This window comes from Nocardiopsis potens DSM 45234, from assembly GCF_000341105.1.
GTDB classification, from domain to species: domain Bacteria; phylum Actinomycetota; class Actinomycetes; order Streptosporangiales; family Streptosporangiaceae; genus Nocardiopsis_A; species Nocardiopsis_A potens.
Genome location: NZ_ANBB01000045.1, coordinates 1 through 17,426 on the forward strand (window position 1 = coordinate 1; position 17,426 = coordinate 17,426).

At 74.7% G+C, this 17,426-nt stretch carries 14 protein-coding genes; 12 read left to right on the forward strand and 2 right to left on the reverse strand.

Features of this window, described 5'->3' with window-relative positions; all coding sequences use genetic code 11:
- Positions 1 to 504 precede the first annotated feature (504 nt).
- The 11 genes from D459_RS0118015 (at position 505) to D459_RS0118070 (ending at position 15,715) form a co-directional block, all read left to right on the forward strand.
- Entirely contained in the window at positions 505 to 1,800 is a 1,296-nt protein-coding gene (locus D459_RS0118015; RefSeq protein WP_017594402.1) for a citrate synthase, read from the forward strand.
- 125 nt (positions 1,801 to 1,925) lie between these two features.
- A complete protein-coding gene (locus D459_RS0118020) occupies positions 1,926 to 2,510 on the forward strand; it encodes an HdeD family acid-resistance protein (RefSeq protein ID WP_241485073.1) in 585 nt (194 codons plus the stop codon).
- Positions 2,511 to 2,710: 200 nt separating this feature from the next.
- The gene (locus tag D459_RS0118025; protein ID WP_017594404.1) at positions 2,711 to 3,901 is read left to right on the forward strand and encodes a sensor histidine kinase; all 1,191 of its coding nucleotides are present in this window, start codon (positions 2,711 to 2,713) and stop codon (positions 3,899 to 3,901) included.
- 89 nt (positions 3,902 to 3,990) lie between these two features.
- Positions 3,991 to 4,656 carry a response regulator gene (locus tag D459_RS0118030; RefSeq protein ID WP_017594405.1) on the forward strand — a complete coding sequence of 222 codons (666 nt, stop codon included), beginning with the start codon at positions 3,991 to 3,993 and terminating at the stop codon, positions 4,654 to 4,656.
- A gap of 1,693 nt (positions 4,657 to 6,349) precedes the next feature.
- A complete protein-coding gene (locus tag D459_RS32030; protein WP_152523029.1) occupies positions 6,350 to 7,765 on the forward strand; it encodes a hypothetical protein in 1,416 nt (471 codons plus the stop codon).
- On the forward strand, positions 7,762 to 10,269 hold the full coding sequence (locus tag D459_RS0118045; protein ID WP_040710399.1) for a serine/threonine-protein kinase: 2,508 nt from the start codon (positions 7,762 to 7,764) through the stop codon (positions 10,267 to 10,269). The genes D459_RS32030 and D459_RS0118045 overlap by 4 nt, the downstream gene beginning before the upstream one ends.
- 67 nt (positions 10,270 to 10,336) lie before the next feature.
- A complete protein-coding gene (locus D459_RS0118050; protein WP_017594408.1) occupies positions 10,337 to 11,284 on the forward strand; it encodes a PP2C family protein-serine/threonine phosphatase in 948 nt (315 codons plus the stop codon).
- Entirely contained in the window at positions 11,281 to 12,618 is a 1,338-nt protein-coding gene (locus tag D459_RS0118055; protein WP_017594409.1) for a vWA domain-containing protein, read from the forward strand. The genes D459_RS0118050 and D459_RS0118055 overlap by 4 nt, the downstream gene beginning before the upstream one ends.
- Positions 12,619 to 12,636: 18 nt before the next feature.
- Positions 12,637 to 13,374 carry an FHA domain-containing protein gene (locus D459_RS0118060; RefSeq protein ID WP_026120506.1) on the forward strand — a complete coding sequence of 246 codons (738 nt, stop codon included), beginning with the start codon at positions 12,637 to 12,639 and terminating at the stop codon, positions 13,372 to 13,374.
- A gap of 5 nt (positions 13,375 to 13,379) precedes the next feature.
- Positions 13,380 to 14,825, forward strand: a complete 1,446-nt coding sequence (locus D459_RS0118065) for a hypothetical protein (protein WP_017594411.1) — start codon at positions 13,380 to 13,382, stop codon at positions 14,823 to 14,825.
- Entirely contained in the window at positions 14,822 to 15,715 is an 894-nt protein-coding gene (locus D459_RS0118070) for a glutamate ABC transporter substrate-binding protein (RefSeq protein WP_017594412.1), read from the forward strand. Before D459_RS0118065 ends, D459_RS0118070 begins: the two co-directional genes overlap by 4 nt.
- Here the strand turns inward: D459_RS0118070 and D459_RS34500 are convergent.
- Both D459_RS34500 and D459_RS0118080 read right to left on the reverse strand, forming a co-directional pair.
- Entirely contained in the window at positions 15,712 to 15,885 is a 174-nt protein-coding gene (locus tag D459_RS34500) for a DUF397 domain-containing protein (protein ID WP_017594413.1), read from the reverse strand. The two genes, D459_RS0118070 and D459_RS34500, sit on opposite strands and share 4 nt — an antisense overlap.
- Positions 15,878 to 16,684 carry a helix-turn-helix domain-containing protein gene (locus D459_RS0118080; protein WP_026120507.1) on the reverse strand — a complete coding sequence of 269 codons (807 nt, stop codon included), beginning with the start codon at positions 16,682 to 16,684 and terminating at the stop codon, positions 15,878 to 15,880. The genes D459_RS34500 and D459_RS0118080 overlap by 8 nt, the downstream gene beginning before the upstream one ends.
- Before the next feature lie 231 nt (positions 16,685 to 16,915).
- Between D459_RS0118080 and D459_RS0118085 the strand changes: the two genes are divergently transcribed.
- Entirely contained in the window at positions 16,916 to 17,344 is a 429-nt protein-coding gene (locus tag D459_RS0118085; RefSeq protein ID WP_152523030.1) for a hypothetical protein, read from the forward strand.
- The last annotated feature ends 82 nt before the right edge of the window (positions 17,345 to 17,426 follow it).

Below are 17,426 nucleotides of genomic sequence, written 5' to 3' on the forward strand. Positions count from 1 at the left end.
GCACAACAAGTGGCGGCTGCGGGTGATCGAGCGCGAGCACCCCGACATGGTGATGGAACCGCTGCTGGCCGGCGGCGTCGACCCGGGGGAATGAGGCGCTCTGCGCACTCTGTGCACAGATGTGCGCATGAGTGAACGGCGACGAATGACATACGGAATCATCACGATTCTCCCCGCCGAGCTGGGAAGGACTCCTTCGGTGGGAAGTTTCACAGGGGCGCCGAGCCGAGGCCGGCGACCTCTGACCGGGCACGGCGTTGCCGTCGCGTGACGACCGGCTCATCCTGCGTGCGTAAAAACTTTCATTTATTTACAGTACGATGAATCCGGGTACTGCTTCCGGTGTGTCTCACGTCACCTGTTCGTGAATGCGTGAGAATTGTATGATTTTACTTCACTGGAGTTTAATAAAAGGGAACAAAGTCAGTACCGAAAGCGTGGCGGGGGGCACCCCTCCGCACGCCCCCGCACCCCGCCTGGAAGGCTTGAAAGGTTGGCTCGGGCATGAGTGAAGACGGCAAAGGGCGCACGGTCGAGCTGCGGTACGACGGCGGGGAACAGACCTTCCCGCTGCTGACCGGTTCCGAGGGCGACCAGGCCATCGACGTCAAGAACCTGCTGTCGGGCGCCTCGATGACCACTCTCGACCCCGGTTTCGGCAACACCGCCTCCTGCCGGTCGGAGATCACCTACATCGACGGCGCCGCCGGGATCCTCCGCTATCGCGGCTACCCGATCCAGGATCTGGCCAAGCACAGCTCGTTCCTGGAGGTGGCCTACCTCGTCATCCGCGGCGAGCTTCCCTCCCCGGGTGACCTCAAGGAGTTCGGCGAGCAGCTCAGCGCCAACGCCGAGATCCCCGCCGAGATGAGCGCCCTGCTCGACGCGCTGCCGCGCAACGGGCACCCGATGACGCTCCTCGCCGCCGCGGTCAACACGCTGGCCGCCTACTACGCCGACAGCGTCGACCCCAAGGACGACGACCAGGTCGAGAGCGCCACGATCCGGCTGTTGGCCAAGCTGCCGACGATCGCCGCGCACATCTACCGCCGCTCCATCGGGGCCGAGCCGATCGCTCCGGACCCGTCCCTGGACTACGTCGGCAACCTGCTGCACATGCTGTTCGGCGACGGCAGCGGCGACAGCGAGCTGGACGCGCTCTACGCCAAGGCGCTCGACCTGCTCCTGCTGCTCCACGCCGACCACGAGCTGAACTGCTCCACCGCCACCGTGCGCGTCGTCGGCTCCTCCGACGCCGACATCTACGGCAGCGTCTCGGCCGGCATCAACGCCCTGTTCGGCCCGCTGCACGGCGGCGCCAACCAGGCCGTCCTGGAGATGCTGGAGGAGATCCGCGACCTCGGCGGCGACATCGACTCCTTCCTCGCCAAGGTCAAGGACAAGGAGTCCAAGACCCGCCTGATGGGCTTCGGCCACCGGGTCTACAAGAACTTCGACCCGCGCAGCCGCGAGATCAAGGGCCTGGCCGCCGACATCCTGGCCCGCCAGGAAGAGCCGGACGAGCTCTTCGCGCTCGCCCTGGAGCTGGAGGGCAAGGCCCTCGACGACTCCTACTTCACCGACCGCAAGCTCTACCCCAACGTCGACTTCTACAGCGGCGTCATCTACCGGGCGATGGGCTTCCCGACCAACATGTTCACCGTGCTGTTCGCGCTCGGCCGGCTCCCCGGCTGGATCGCGCACTGGCGGGAGCAGCGCAAGGACCCGGCGACCCGGATCGCCCGCCCGCGCCAGCTCTACACCGGCCCGACCGAGCGCGCCTACCCCGGCCAGGGGTGAGTCCGCGCCGCCCCGCGACGGGCGGCGGGCCGGCGGCCACCGGGTGCGGTGGGCGGCAGAGGACGCCGCCCACCGCACTCTTCGCGGTTCCGAAGTCACTTTGAGTGAGAATTTCCCTTCCGTTGGTGATCGCCCCGGAAGGCAGCGGGCACCTCTCGACCATGCTCGACTTCTTGAGCCGGAACTGGTGGGTCCTGACCGTGCGCGGCGTCGCCGCCCTGCTCTTCGGGCTGCTCGCGCTCTTCTGGCCGGAGATGACCGCCATCGTGCTGGCCCTGCTGTTCGGCGCCTACGCACTGGTCGACGGGGTGCTCGCCGGCGTCCACGCGGTCCAGGCCGACCCCGGGAGCCGCATCCCGCTGGTGGTGGAGGCGGTGGTCGGCATCCTGCTCGGCATCGCCGCGCTGCTCTGGCCGGTGGCCACCGTCGTCGTGCTCACCGTCCTCATCGGCGCCTGGGCGGTGATCACCGGCATCGTCGAGATCATCGCGGCCATCCGGCTGCGCAAGGAGATCACCGGCGAGTGGCTGTACATCCTCAGCGGCGTGCTCTCGGTCTGCTTCGGCCTGCTGCTGTGGTTCTGGCCGCTGGGCGGCGCGGTGGCCATCGCGCTCATCATCGGCGTCTACGCGGTCTTCTTCGGCATCGTGCTGATCTTCCTCAGCCTGCGGCTGCGCAAACTCCGCGGCACCCCGGGCCCCGCCGCCTGACCCCGCAACCCCCGCCCGCCCCCCGGCGGTCTTGACGTCGCGAGCCCGTCAGCGTGCTCTGACAGGTCCGCGACGTCAAGACCACCGGGGGGCGTACCGCTCGCGGTGTAGCGGGGGTGTCGACCGCGGGCCGACGACGCCCGCCCCGCCGCCCGCATAGCGTTCTCCCTGGACCGCGCGGACCGGGAGAGGGAGGCGCCATGGCGGAGGGCCGGCCCGAGAGGGAGAGGCCGTGGTCGTACCGGCTGACCGGGCGGCGGCTCAACATCGCCTGCGCGGTGCTGCTCGCGGTGGCGCTGGTGCTCGGCGAGGCGGTGTTCACCGCGGCCCGGGGCGCCTCCGTCCAGCCGCACATCATCGCGTTGCTGCTGGTCGGCTCGGCGTCGATCGCGGTACTGGACCGGTTCCCCTTCGCCACCGCCGCGGTCGTCGGCCCCGCCCTCCCGCTCTACTACATCTTCGGTGCCACCGACAGCTGGCTGCCGTGGTTCCTGCTGGTCGCGGCGGTGGTCCTGCTCGCCTCGGCGCGCAGGCGGGCGGCGGCCGACGCCACCCTGCTGATCTCCCTCGCGATGTTCGCCGTCGGCGAGCTCTTCGACTTCCAGCTGTGGCGGGCGCTGGCCATCGCCGCGTGGATGGCGGTGGTGCTCGCCCTCGGCGAGATCGCCCGCAGCCGCAATGCCTACCTGCGGGAGGTGGAGGAGCGCGCCGCGGAGGCCGAGCGGACCCGCGAGGAGGAGGCCCGGCGCCGCGCCACCGAGGAGCGGATGCGCATCGCCCGGGAGCTGCACGACGTCATCGCGCACAACATCTCGCTGATCAACGTGCAGGCCGCGGCCGCCGGGCACCGGCGCGACCCGGAGCAGGCCTACGCCGCGCTGGACGCGATCAAGGAGACCAGCAAGGAGACGCTGCGCGAGGTGCGCGCCACCCTCGGGGTGCTGCGCCAGGTCGACGAGGACGGCGGGGGCGGCGCGCCGGTCGACCCCGCCCCCACCGCCGACCGGATCGGGGAGCTGGTCGAGGCGGCCCGCAAGGCCGGCCTGGACGCGCGCCTCACCGTGCACGGCGAACCCGGCCGGCCGCCCTCCGCCCAGGTGGGCCTGGCCGCCTACCGGATCGTGCAGGAGGCGCTGGCCAACGTCCGCCGGCACGCCGGGGCCTCCTCGGTGAGGGTGGCCGTCGGGTACGCGCCCGGCGAACTGGCGGTGGAGGTCGCCGACGACGGCAGCGGCGGCGCGGAGCCGCCCGCCGAGGGCAACGGGCTGCGCGGGATGCGCGAGCGGGCGGCCGCGCTCGGCGGCAGGATCACCGCGGGCCCGCGCCCCGGAGGCGGCTTCCTGGTCCGCGCCGAGCTGCCCACCGGGGGTGCGGACACGACCGGCGACTGACCCGTCCGCACGCCTGCACGCCGCCGCCCGGTGGTGCAGTATGGGGGCGCTCGCCGGGCCGCGGCCCGGCCCTACCCGGGAGGCCGAGAATGATCCGCGTGGTGATCGCCGACGACCAGACCCTCGTCCGCGCCGGGTTCCGGTCGATGCTGGAGGGCGAGGACGACATCGAGGTGGTCGGCGAGGCCGCCGACGGCGCGGAGGCGGTCGCCCTGGCCGCCCGGGAGCGGCCCGACGTGGTGCTGATGGACATCCGGATGCCCGGCGTCGACGGGCTGGAGGCCACCCGCCGGATCGCCGCCGACGACCGGCTGTCCGGGGTCCGGGTCGTCATCCTCACCACCTTCGACCTGGACGAGTACGTCTACGGCGGGCTGAAGTCCGGCGCCGCCGGGTTCCTGGTCAAGGACACCGAGCCGATGGAGCTGATCCACGGGGTGCGGGTGGTCGCCCGCGGCGACGCGCTGCTGGCGCCCTCGGTCACCCGCCGGCTCATCTCCGAGTTCGCCGGCCGGATCAAGGAGCCGCCGCCCGCCCCCAGGCTGAACAGCCTCACCGAGCGGGAGCGCGAGGTGCTCTCCGCGGTCGCCGCCGGGCTGAGCAACGAGGAGCTCGCCCGGCGCCTGGTGGTCAGCCCCGCCACCGCCAAGACCCACGTCAGCCGGGTACTCACCAAGCTCGGCGCCCGGGACCGCGCCCAACTGGTGGTGATCGCCTACGAGTCCGGCGTGGTCCGCCCCGGCTGGCTCTCCTGACCGCCCCTTCCCACAGGCGCGGCGCCCCACGGGGCGGGGGTCCAAGCGGGCGGCGACGGCAGCGGCAGGGGCGGGGCGGAGGCGGTCGCCCGGGCGCGGGCCCCACGGGGTGCAGGTTCAGGCGGGCGGCGAAGGCGGCGGTGGGGACCGGCTGGTCGGTCGGGCGCGGCGCCCTACGGGGTGAGGGTTCAGACAGGCGGCGACGGCAGAGGTGGGGACGGGGTGCAGATGGTCGCCCGGGCGCGGCGCCCCACGGGGTCGGGGTTCAAGCCGGCGGCGAAGGCAGCGACGGGGACCGGCCGGTCGGTCCGGCGCGGCACGTCGCGGAGCGAAGGTTCAAGCAGCGGCGACGGCAGCGGCAGGGGCGAGGCAACGGTGGTCGCCCGGGTGTCGGGCCCCACGGGGTGAAGGTTCAAGCGGGCGGCGACGGCGGGAGGGGACCGGCTGGTCGGTCGGGCGCGGCAGAGCGGGGTGGGCCGGCCGGGGCGGGTCTGGGGGGCGGGGCGCCGTTCCCGCGTCGCCCGGGCGCCGGGGCCGGCCGTCTCTGAAACCGCCACACCTCTCTGACCTGGGTAAATACGCAGGGTGATGGCGGGGTGGGCCGCCCTGCGCACCGCGAGAGCACCCCGGTGATTCCTGGGCGCGCACCCTGGGCCGGATCGGGCCCCGAGAGGCCCGGATCGCCCTGATCGGGCCGGTGATCGGGGGTTCGAGCCGCCCGCAAGGCCGCAAAGCAGGGGGCCGGAACCCGGGGAGGGCAGAGGCGGGGGCGAGATGTCGCTTTTGCCCTGCCGAGAGGGCCCGCCTTGGCCACTCTGAGTAACCGGCGAGGGGGTGGTGGGGGGTTTCGGGGCTTACTACTCGCTGGTAGATGTAATCGGAGTGCTCTCGCGGTGCGCAGGGCACCCCACCCTCGCCCGATCCTCGCCGCAAACCAGGCATACAGGGATAAGGCCGCCCTGGTGGGTGCGGGCCGGGCCGGTGAACGCGGCGCCCGGCCCCTCCCGCCCTCGCCGCCCGTTTGAACCCCGGCCCCGTGGGGTGCCGCGCCCGGGCGACCGCCTGCACCCCGCCCCACCGCCGCCGTCGCCGCCTGCTTGAACCTGCACTCTGCGAGACGCCGCGCCCGACCGACCAGCCGGTCCCCACCGCCGCCCTCGCTGCCCGCCTGAACCTTCGCTTCGCGGGGCGCCGCGCCGGACCGACCGGCCGGTGCCCACCGCCGCCGTCGCTGCTCGCTTTAACCCTCGCCCCGTGGGGCCCGACACTCGGGCGACTGCCTCCGCCCCGGTCCTGCCCTCGCCGTCGCCGCCCGTCTTGACCTTCGCTCTGCGGGGCGCCGCGCCGGACCGACCGGCCGGTGCCCCTCCCCGCCTTCGCCGCCCGCTTGAACCTTCACTCCGTGGGGCGCCGGGCCTGGGCGGGGCACCTTTTGTTCCTCTCCCTTCCCCCGAGTTCCTCGTTGTTCCTCGTTGCGGCGGCCACTTGGCGGCGGGCGCCTTGAGACGGCAGCAGCGTCAAGATCATCGACCTGGGGACGCTCGCCGCAGGGCTCCGGTTCGGGACTGGCCACAGGCGGCCGAACGCCGCAGGGCCCCTTGTCCAGGGCGTTCGGCTGACTGAGACTCATGGGCATCGGGCGTCTCGGGCGACCAGGGCGAGGACTCCCGGCAAGGGGGTGGCAGAGGCGGTGGTGGACACGCGCACGCTGGACGGGGTGCTCCACGTGCGCGACCGCGTCGCCGCCGTCCTCGTCGAACTCGACCGCGGCGTCGCCCACCGGCTGCTCCAGGGCGCCGAGCTGACCGGCGCCACCCGGGAGCGCTGGGAGCGGGGCCGCGCCGAGCTCGCCCTGCTGTGGCGCCTCTTCGACGCCTACGGGCACGCCGCCTCCCGGGCCGAGGCGGCCCGGGGCGACCCCGCCGCACTCGCCGCGCTGCTCGGCGGCGACTCCGTGGAACTGGTCCGGCCCGAGGCGGCCGCCGGGGAGGCCGGCCTGCTCGGTGCGGAACCGGAGCGGTACACCTTCGATGCCGCGGTGCGGCGGATGAGCGCCGCCTACGACACCGGTGCCGCCGCCGTCGCCGCGATCGACGCGGCCTGGGCCGAACTGCTGCCCCGGGTGGAGCGGCTGGAGGCCGCGCTCGCCGAAGCCGACGCCGCGGCCGGCCGGACCGGCCCCGCCCCGGGCCGGGACGCGCTCGCCGCCGGGATCGCCGAGGCCGCCGCCGCGGTCCGCACCGACCCGCTCGGCGTCGGCGCCGGCACCGCCCGCCTAGACCGGCTCGACGCCGATGCGGCCCGGCTGCTGGAGGCGGTGCGCGCCGCGGAGCGCGCCCGCACCGGCTTCCCCGCCCGCCGTGCCGGGCTCGCCGTCGAGGTCGCCGAGGCGGACGCCGCCGCCGAGGCCGCCCGCCGGAGCCGGGACCGCACCGGCGCGCGGATCGCCGGCCCCGCCCCGGCCGCCCCGCCGGACACCGCCGCGCTGCACGGCCGCCTCGCCGACCTGGACCGGCTCCACCGCGACCGGCGCTGGACCGAGCTGGCGGCCGCCGCCGACGCGGTGCAGCGGGACGCCCGCGCCGTCGCCGACGCGGCGCGCCGCTGCGAGCGGGCCGACGCCGAGCTGCTCGCCCGGCGCGCCGAGCTCCGCGGCCGGCTGGACGCCTACCGGACGAAGGCGGTCCGGCTGGGCCTCGCCGAGGACCCCGGGGCGGCGCGGCTGCTGCGCACCGCGCACGGCCTGCTCTGGTCCGCCCCCTGCGACCTGGCGGCGGCCGAGGCGGCGCTCGCCGACTACCGGCGCGCCGTCGCCGACGCGGCGCGCCGCTGCGAGCGGGCCGACGCCGAGCTGCTCGCCCGGCGCGCCGAGCTCCGCGGCCGGCTGGACGCCTACCGGACGAAGGCGGTCCGGCTGGGCCTCGCCGAGGACCCCGGGGCGGCGCGGCTGCTGCGCACCGCGCACGGCCTGCTCTGGTCCGCCCCCTGCGACCTGGCGGCGGCCGAGGCGGCGCTCGCCGACTACCGGCGCGCCGTCGCCGCAGCGTCGGAGCGCCCCGCGGCGCCCGCAGCCCGGGGGACCCGAGGGAGAGGAGGGACGCCCCGATGACCACCTGCACCGACCGGGCGTGCGGCGGGACCGTCGAGGACGGCTTCTGCACGGTGTGCGGCCTGGCCCCGTCCCGGGCGCCGGCCGCGGCCGCCCCGGCGGCGCCCCCCGCGCCTCCGTCACCTCCCGCGTCTCCATCACCTCCCGCACCTCAGGCGCCGCCCGGACCCGCGCCCGAGCCGGCGTCCGGGCCGGGGTCCGGGCCCGTGCCCGAGCCGGCATCCGGACCGCCGTCCGGACCGGCCCCCGGGTCGGCGCCCACCGCCGCACCGGCGCCGCGGGTGCCCCGCCCGGCGCAGGGGCCGGGCCACCCCTCGCGCCCCTCCCCGTCCGCCCGCCGCCCCGCCACCCGGGCCGGGTCGCGCCCCTCCCCGGTGAGCGGCCCCTCCGGGCGGCTGGCCACCCGCAGCACCCCCTCCGGCCGGGTGAGCCGCCGCACCGGGTCGAGCCGGCGCGGCATGCTCGGACTGGGCCTGGTGCAGGTGCCGCCGGTGCCCTACCGGGACCCGGCCACGGCGGTGATGGCCGACCCGGCCGTCGCGGAGAAGAACCGGTTCTGCGGCAACTGCGGGGAGAAGGTCGGCCGGTCCCGCGGCGACCGCCCCGGCCGCACCGAGGGGTTCTGCCGGTCCTGCGGCACCGAGTTCTCCTTCACCCCCAAGCTCCGCAAGGGCGACCTGGTGGCCGGCCAGTACGAGGTGCTGGGCGCCCTGGCGCACGGCGGGCTCGGCTGGATCCACCTGGCCCGCGACCACAACGTCAGCGACCGCTGGGTGGTGCTCAAAGGCCTGCTGAACAGCGGCGACGCCGAAGCGCACAAGACCGCGGCGGCGGAGCGCTCCTTCCTCGCCGAGGTGGAGCACCCCAACATCGTCAAGATCATCAACTTCGTGCAGCACCCGGACCCGCGCACCGGGGTGCCGGTCGGCCACATCGTGATGGAGTACGTCGGCGGCAAGTCGCTCCGCGACCTCATCGTGGAGCAGCGCGAACGCGAGTCGGAGACCGCGAGCCTGCCGGTCGCGCAGGTCATCGCGTACGCGCTGGAGGTGCTGCGGGCCCTGGACCACCTGCACGCCAAGGGCCTGCTCTACTGCGACTTCAAACCGGACAACGTGATCCAGAGCGAGGAGCAGATCAAGCTCATCGACCTGGGCGGGGTGCGGCGCATCGAGGACGCGATCACCCCCGTCTACACCACCCCCGGCTACCGGGTCCCCGAGGCGGAGCTGCGCGAACTGGGCCCCACCGTCTCCTCCGACCTGTACACGGTGGGCCGGACCATGGCGGTGCTCAGCACCCGGTTCAGCTTCACCCGGGAGCACCCGCACACCCTGCCCGACCCGGCGCAGGCCCCGGTCTTCGAGGTCTACGAGTCCTACCACCGCTTCCTGCTGCGCACCACCCATCCCGAGCCCGACAGCCGGTTCCACAGCGCCGGCGACATGTCCGACCAGCTCACCGGGGTGCTCCGGGAGGTCCTCTCGCTCGACTCCGGGCAGGCGCACCCGGCGCCGTCCACCCTGTTCGGGCCGGAGCGGTTCCTGTCCGGCGCCGCCCCCGAGGTCCGCGCCGGCGGCGCCCCGGACGCGCTGCTCGGACCGGACACCCCGGCCGGCCTGGCCGCCACCCTCCCGGTCCCGCTGGTCGACCCGGCCGACCCGGCGGCGGGCCTGCTCGGCGGGCTGGCCGCGGGCCGCCCCGAGGAGCTGGTCGCCACCCTGGAGGCCGCCCCCTCGCCCACCCCGGAGACCCGGCTGATGCTGGCCCGGGCGCTGATCCTGTCCGGCCGCGCGGAGGAGGCCGCCGGGCCGCTCGCCGAGTTCGAGGCGCGCATGCCCGGGGACTGGCGCACCCACTGGTACGACGCGCTCACCTCGGTCCGGCTCGGCGACTGGGCGCACGCCCGGGACCGCTTCGACGAGCTCTACTCGCACCTGCCCGGGGAGGCCGCCCCCAAGCTCGGCCTCGCCGCCTGCCTGGAGCGCACCGGGGAGCCGGACGCCGCGGCCCGGCTGCTGGACACCGTCTGGACCACCGACCGCTCCTACGTCGGCGCCGCGTTCCGGCTGGCCCGGATCCGGCTCGCCCAGGGCGACCGGGTCGGGGCCGCCCAGGTCCTGGACACCGTGCCCGAGCTGTCCAGTCTGTACACCGCCGCGCAGACCGCGGCGGTCACCGCCCAGGTCGCCGCGGACGGGCAGGGGGCGCTCGGCGAGGCCGACCTGACCGAGGCCGGCCGCCGGCTGGAGCGCCTCGGCCTGCAGGGCGCGGTCGGCGACCGGCTCCGCACCCGGGTCCTGGAGACCGCCCTGGACTGGGTCCTGGCCGGCGGCGCCCCGGCCCGCCCGGTCCGGCTGCTCGGCGACGACCTGGACGAAGAGGGCCTCCGCCGCAACCTGGAACGCACCTACCGCGCCCTGGCCCGCACCGCCACCGACCCCGCCGAGCGCCGGAGGCTGGTCGACCGCGCTAACGCCCGCCGCCCGAGGACCTGGATATGACCCCGCCCCCCTTCCGTGGTGAGCGAACGACACCGGGCCTCCCCCGCCCGTGGAAAGGCGTCAGACTATGAACGGGGAGGAGACCGGGACGGGAGCGGAGGTGCTGCTGACCTGCCCGGCCTGTGACGACGTGATCGGCAGCGAAGACGAGTACTGCGAGAACTGCGGCAACCGGCTCGGCGAGGACCCGCCCGAGCCCGAACCGGAGCCGGAGCACGAGCCCGCCGAGCGGGACCGGATCGAGACGGCGCTGGGGCCCATCGCCGGCGTCACCGACCGCGGCCTGCGCCACGAGCGGAACGAGGACGCGATGGCGATGCTCACCCCGGGCTCGCGCTCGCCCGCGATGATCGGGGTGGTCTGCGACGGGGTGTCCTCCTCGCCGCGGCCCGACGACGCGTCCCTGGTCGCCGCGGAGACCGGCGCGGCCGCCGTCGCCGAGGCGCTGCGCGGCGGCGCGGACCACCGGGAGGCCGCCGCGGCCGGGCTGACCCGCGCGGCCGCCGCCGTCGCCGCGCTCGCCGGCCCGGACGGCGCACCCGCCTGCACCTACGTGTCGGCGTCGATGCCCGAGGGCGGCGGCCCGGTCACCATCGGCTGGATCGGCGACAGCCGCGCCTACTGGCTGCCCGGCCCGGGCGCCCCCGGGCCCGCCCGCCGGCTCACCCGGGACGACTCGTGGAGCACCGCCATGGTGGAGGCGGGCGTGCTCACCGCCCAGGAGGCCGAGGAGTCGCTCTACGCGCACGCCATCACCGCCTGGCTCGGCGCCGACTCCGGCGAGGTGGACGGGCACGTCGTCACGGTCGAACCGCGCGGCCCCGGGGCCATCGTGATCTGCTCCGACGGGCTGTGGAACTACGCGCCCGAACCCGACGAGCTGGCCGCGGTCCTGACCGGCGCGCACGGCGACCCGGCCGGGGCGGCCCGCGCCGGGGTGCGGTTCGCCCTGGACGCCGGCGGCCGGGACAACATCACCGTGGTCGTGATCAGCGTCCCCGAGGAGGTGCCGTGAACACAGCGTCCGGCGGCCCGCCCGGCTTCCGGGTGGACGTGGACCAGAACCCCTACCTTCCCGTCGGCGGCACCGAGGTGCACGCCATCGTCACCGTCGCCGCGGGCTCCGGATCCCCGCCCCCCGGCGCGGGCCCTGCCGGCGGCGGGCCGCCGCCCGCCGCCGAGGTCGTCATCATCGACGGCTCCGGCTCCATGTACGGCGAGAAGATCGTCGCCGCCAAACGGGCGGCCCGCGCCGCCGTGGACGCCCTCCGCGACGGGGTGCACTTCGGCATCGTCTGCGGCACCGGCGTCGCCCGCCTCGTCTACCCGGCCGAACCCCGCCTGGTCCCCGCCGACGCGCGCACCCGCGCCGCCGCCAAGGAGGCCGTCGGCTCCCTGGACGCCTCCGGCGGCACCCGGATGGGCACCTGGCTCACCCTCGCCGACGAGCTCTTCGCCCCGTTCGGCGCGGGCGCGCTCAAACACGCCGTGCTCCTCACCGACGGCCAGAACAACGAGCAGACCGAGGGGTTCGAGCGGATCCTGGCCCGCTGCTCCGGCCGGTTCGTCTGCGACTGCCGCGGCGTGGGCACCGACTGGAACGTCGACGAGCTGCGCCGGATCGCCTCCGCACTCCTCGGCGACGTCGGGTTCATCCGCGACCCGGACCGGATGGCCGAGGACTTCCGCGCGCTGACCGAGCGGGCCATGGGCAAGAGCGTCGCCGACGTCGCGCTCCGGCTCTGGGCGCCCAAGGCGGCCCGGGTCCGCTTCGTCAAGCAGGTCGCCCCCGGGGTGGAGGACCTCACCGGCCGCGCCGCCGCCGGCGGGCCGCAGACCGCCGACTACCCGCTGGGCTCCTGGGGCGAGGAGAGCCGCGAGTACCACCTGTGCATCGAGGTGCCCGCGGGCGCCCCGGGGCAGCAGATGCGGGCCGGCTGGGTCAAGCTGGTCGCCCCCTCCGCCGGCGGCGCGGTGCTCGCCTCCGGCAACGTCCTCGCCGAATGGACCGAGGACGAGGCCAAGGCGACCGAGATCAACGCCCGGGTCGCGCACTACACCGGCCAGGTGGAGCTCTCCCGCGCCATCCAGGAGGGGCTCAGGGCGCGCCGGGAGGGCGACGACGAGTCGGCCACCGTCCGGCTGGGCCGCGCCGTCGCACTGGCGCACGCCTCGGGGAACCGGGCCACCGCCGAGATGCTCGGCCGGGTCGTCGACGTGGTCGACCCGGCCACCGGAACGGTCCGGCTCAAGAAGGAGGTGGAGAAGGCGGACGAGATGACCCTGGACACCTACTCCACCCGGACGGTGCGCACCCGGGGGGCGGGGGAGTCCGCGAAGGGGGAGTAGGAAGAGGGAGGGCCTTCCATGCCCAGATGCCCGGCAGGGCACCAGTCCGCGGCGCCGGACTTCTGCGACGTCTGCGGTATCCGCATGGCGCCGCGGCCGGCCGCGCGCCGCGCCGGGCCGGAGGAGGGGCCGCCGTGCCCGAACTGCTCCACGCCGCGCGCCGGGCGGTTCTGCGAGGCGTGCGGCCACGACTTCTCCCTGGACGACGCCACCCAGCCGGACGGGCGGCTGCCCGCGGTCCGCCCGGACGCGCCGCGGCCGCCCTCCGAACCGCCGCGCCGGGCCTCGGCGGCCGGCCGGACCGGCCAGTCCGGGCCGAGCGGCCCCGGCGAGAGCCGCCCCTCCGTTCCCGGCCTGTGGCGCGCCGTGATCACCGCCGACCCGGCGTTCTACCAGGCCATGGCGGACCGCGGGATGCTCGACCCGAGCCGGCTCGCCTTCCCCGCCCAGCCCCCGCGCCGCCGCGTCCCGCTGAACCGGCCGGAGGTGCACATCGGCCGGCGCAGCAGGCGGCGCGGCATCGTCCCGGAGATCGACCTGGCCGGCCCGCCGGAGGACGTCGCCGTCTCGCACCGGCACGCGGTGCTGCTCGCCCGGCCCGGCGGCGCCTGGGTCATCGTCGACCTCGGCGCGGTCAACGGCACCACCATCAACGGCACCGACAACCCGATCGAACCGCACCGCGAGTACCAGGTGCACGACGGCGACCGGGTCTACGTCGGCGCGTGGACCGTGATCACACTGCAGAAGGGGTGACCCGGATGGCGCAGACGCACGCACCGCCTGCGGACCCGGTTCCGCGGGCCCCCGAACCGCCCGCCCCCCGCACCGGGGCGCGCCGGGCCCGGGCCGTGCTGCGGCACTGGCTGGGCAGCGGCACCCCGGGCCGGATCCGGCTCTCCGCGCTGGCCGCCCTGGTCGCCGCCGGCCTGCTGTTCGCCGCGGCGACGGCGGCGATGTCCCAGGCCAGGGAGGGCTTCCAGGTGATCGGGAGCGGCGCCGGGGCCAAGGTCGCCGCCTCCAGCGACCTGTACCTGGCGCTCAGCGACATGGACGCCCAGACCGCCAACGTCCTGCTGGTCGGCGACGGCGACCGGGCCGAGGAGGCGGAGCGGATCTACGACCGCCGGCGCGGCGAGGCCGGCGCCGCCCTGGTGCAGGCCGCCCAGCTCGCCGAGGGCAGCGGCGCCGAGGAGCGCAACGTCCGCGAGGTCATCGACGGGCTCGGCGCCTACGAGCGGCTGGTCACCGAGGCCCGGGCCGCCGGGTCCGAGGACGGCGAGCCCTCGGACGAGGCCGTCGGCCTGTACCGGGACGCCACCGACCTGATGCGGCTGGAGCTGCTCCCCAAGGCCTACAACCTGACCCTGGACAGCGGCGCCACCGTCCGCGTCACCTACGAGGAGAAGCGCGCCGCGGTGCTGGCCGGCGCCGGCTGGACCGCCGCCGCCGGGCTGGCCGCCGTCGCCGCCCTCGGCTGGCACCACCGCAACCTGGCCACCCGGTTCCGCCGCCGGGTCAACCCGGCGGTGGCGGTGGCCGCCGCCGGCGCGCTGCTGCTCACCGGGGCCGCCGCCGGCACCCTGCTGCTCCAGGCCGAGCGGATGCGCGCGGCCAAGGAGGACGGCCTGGACTCGGTGCTGGCGCTGTCCAGGGCGCACGCGATCAGCACCGGCATGCACGGCGACCAGAGCCGGTTCCTGCTCGACGGCGGGCGGGCCGACACCTACGCGCAGGTCTACCTGGACGGTGCCCGCTCGGTGGTCTTCGTGGAGGGGGAGGACCTGGCCGCCTACACCGCGCAGCTGGAGGAGTCGGTCGGCGCCTACCCCGACGCCGAGCTGCTCGGCCTGCTCGGGCTGGAGGCCGCCGAGCCCTCCCAGGAGGGCGGCCGGGAGCGCGCCGCCGACGTGCTCGACGCCTACCTCGCCTTCCAGCAGGCCGACGCGGAGCTGCGGGAGATCGCCCGGGACGGCTCGCGCTCCGAGGCCGTGGAGTTCCGGATGGGCGAGGCGGAGGAGGCCTACGCCGCCTACGAGTCGGCCCTGGCCGACCTGACCCGGATGCACGCCGACGCCTACGAGGAGGCCGTCGCGGCGGGCGACCGCGGGCTGCGCGGATGGGGCTGGATCCTGCCCGCCGCCGTGCTCGCGGTGGCCGCCCTGGCGGTCGCGGGCGCCTACCCCCGATTGGCGGAGTACCGATGACCGACCCGACACCGCACCGCCGCCGGTCCCTCCCTGCCCGTTCGTCCCTTCCCGCCCGCACATCCCTCCCCGCCCGCGCGGCCGCCGCCGCGGCGCTGCTCTGCCTGGCGCCGCTGGCCGGCTGCTCGGCCGTGTTCGCCGGAACCTCCTCCCTGACCGGCAAGGACTCCCTGGTGGTGGGGGTCAAGGCGGACCAGCCGGGGCTGGGCCTGGAGGCCGCCGAGGGCAGGTTCGAGGGCTTCGACGTGGACGTCGCCCTCTACATCGCCGGCCACCTGGGCATCGCCGAGGAGGACGTGGAGTTCACCGGGGTCACCTCGGCCCAGCGGGAGGACGTGATCACCGCGGGCGACGTGGACATGGTGGTCGCCACCTACTCCATCACCGAGCAGCGCAAGAGCGTGGTGAACTTCGCCGGCCCCTACTACGTGGCGCACCAGGACATCCTGGTCGGCGCGGACGAGGAGGACGTGGAGGACGTCCGCGACCTGGAGGGCATGACGCTCTGCCAGGGCGAGGGCTCCAACTCCGCCAACCGGATCATCGAGGAGAAGGGCATCGCCGCCGAACTGGAGGAGGAGCCCGCCTACGGCGACTGCGTCACCCGCCTCGCCGACGGCTCGGTCGACGCGGTCTCCACCGACGACCTGATCCTGGCCGGCTTCCTCGCCTCCGACCCCTCCGCCTTCCGCCTGGTCAACGCCCCGTTCACGAACGAGAAGTACGGCATCGGCATCGCGAAGGAGGACGTCGGCGGCTGCGAGGAGGTCAACCGCGCGGTCACGAAGATGTACCAGGACGGCACCGCCGAGAAGCTCCTGGACGAGTGGTTCGGCGAGACCGGCCTGGACCTGGTCACTTCGGTTCCCCAGTTCGAGGGGTGCGGCTAGCCCTTCACCGCCGCGATGAACGCCTCCCACTCGCCCGCGGGGAATTCGAGGTGGCCGAGGTGGCGGTTGCGGGTGTCTCGGAGGGCGGTGGTCCGCCCCTCGGCGACCTCGACGCACTCCTGGTGGCCGCCCTGGCTGTAGCTGCTCTTGTGCCATGCGAAGTCAGCCATCGAAGCCTTCCGCTTTCTCTTTGATCAGGGTCAGGGTCTGCTCGGGGCTCAGGGCGACGGCCTGGAGGCGCCCAAAGCGAAGCTTAAACCTTGCGACCTCGGGCGAGTCGTCGATCACGCGGCCTTCGACGGCGCTCTCGGCGTAGACCACTTCCGGGCCGACCGACGGCGCGATGATCATGAAGGGCCCGAGGAGGCCGGGGTGCTCGTGCCCGGTGACGACCTGGAGGCTGATCCGGCCGGCGTCGGCGAGACCGACCAGATGGTCGAGCTGCTCCCGCATGATCTCCGGTGAGCCGATGGGGTTCTCGATGACGCTTTCCGGCAGGACCGTGACGAGGAAAGGCCGCTCCGCCACGGCGAACCAGCGGGCGCGTTCCATCCGCTCCTCGACGCGGTCGTCCACCCAGGCGGGGGATTCCCAAAAAGAGATTGCAGCGATGAGAGAGCGGGCGTAGCGCTCGGTCTGAAGCAGCCCGGGAATGGCCTGAGCCTGGAACTGGAGGATGGAGAGCGCATCGCGCTGGACGTCCCGGATCGCACTGAGCCACGCAGGCTGGTTCGCCTCGTTCAGTGACTCCCAGAGGCGTTCGAGGCGCTCATCCCCGGTCAGCAGGGCATCGAGGGCCATGAGCAGGGCGGGCGTGGGGCGCCGTTCACCCCGCTCAAGGTTGGAGACGTGGTTGTGGTTGACGCCGATCGCGCGCCCGACGGCGCGCTGCGTCATCCTTTTCGATTCGCGAAGTTGGCGGAGGTGGGCCCCGAATCGCCTGCATACCTCCGTGTCATGAGCTCCCATGAGGCGATTGTCCTCCAAGGGGGAATGCCTCGGTAGGGTTTTCTGGATTTCTCCACACCTTCTCAGAATTCCGAGAAATTCTCCATGGGCTTCTCAATATTTCTCAATATTCGCCCTGGCGTGGAAGAACGTCATTGCAGGTGGAAGCCTTCTGGCATAGCAAGACCCCCGCGACGGTGTCGGCCGTCCGAGGGCGTGGCCATCACCCGACTCTCACACCGAGGTGACGACATGTGTCATGGTATCCACCATCGCGATGGGGAGCGCTTCCCCACCCTGTGGAACCTGCTGTCCGTGTTCATCCTGCTCGTGGTCCCGGTCCTGGGCGTGCTGCCCAACCCCGGGCCCCCGCCCCGGCACGCGCGCGGCCTCCGCCGCCTGCCCGACGCCCCGCCCGCCGCACCCGAGGTCCCGCCCTCGCGCTGCGTCCCCGGCGTGGCCCCCGACTACAACGCCTTCGTCGCGCTGCACACCGAGCACCGCGCGACCTGGCTGCTGTCCTACCGGGAAGAGTCCGACAAGCCCTACCAGGCCGGCAACCGCATCGACCCGAGCATCGCGCTGGCCGCCACCACCCTGGAGGCCCTGGCCCGGGCGCTGGCCTCCTTCCCGACCCCCGATTACGTCCGCCCCTACATCGACTGCGTCCGCACCGACTGACCACCGGCGGGGAGGGGAGAACCGCGCGCCCGGCCCACGGGGGACCGGGCGCGCGGCCGCGCATCGGACACCCCCAGTAGTC

What these genes read in the sequence shown, in the direction of transcription:
- D459_RS0118015 (WP_017594402.1), top strand. Translation starts at nt 505, where the DNA reads ATGAGTGAAGACGGCAAAGGGCGCACGGTCGAGCTGCGGTACGACGGC.
- D459_RS34500 (WP_017594413.1), bottom strand. Translation starts at nt 15,885, where the DNA reads ATGGCTGACTTCGCATGGCACAAGAGCAGCTACAGCCAGGGCGGCCAC.
- D459_RS0118050 (WP_017594408.1), top strand. Translation starts at nt 10,337, where the DNA reads ATGAACGGGGAGGAGACCGGGACGGGAGCGGAGGTGCTGCTGACCTGC.
- D459_RS0118030 (WP_017594405.1), top strand. Translation starts at nt 3,991, where the DNA reads ATGATCCGCGTGGTGATCGCCGACGACCAGACCCTCGTCCGCGCCGGG.
- D459_RS0118085 (WP_152523030.1), top strand. Translation starts at nt 16,916, where the DNA reads ATGTGTCATGGTATCCACCATCGCGATGGGGAGCGCTTCCCCACCCTG.
- D459_RS0118070 (WP_017594412.1), top strand. Translation starts at nt 14,822, where the DNA reads ATGACCGACCCGACACCGCACCGCCGCCGGTCCCTCCCTGCCCGTTCG.
- D459_RS0118060 (WP_026120506.1), top strand. Translation starts at nt 12,637, where the DNA reads ATGCCCAGATGCCCGGCAGGGCACCAGTCCGCGGCGCCGGACTTCTGC.
- D459_RS0118045 (WP_040710399.1), top strand. Translation starts at nt 7,762, where the DNA reads ATGACCACCTGCACCGACCGGGCGTGCGGCGGGACCGTCGAGGACGGC.
- D459_RS0118065 (WP_017594411.1), top strand. Translation starts at nt 13,380, where the DNA reads ATGGCGCAGACGCACGCACCGCCTGCGGACCCGGTTCCGCGGGCCCCC.
- D459_RS0118025 (WP_017594404.1), top strand. Translation starts at nt 2,711, where the DNA reads ATGGCGGAGGGCCGGCCCGAGAGGGAGAGGCCGTGGTCGTACCGGCTG.
- D459_RS0118080 (WP_026120507.1), bottom strand. Translation starts at nt 16,684, where the DNA reads ATGGGAGCTCATGACACGGAGGTATGCAGGCGATTCGGGGCCCACCTC.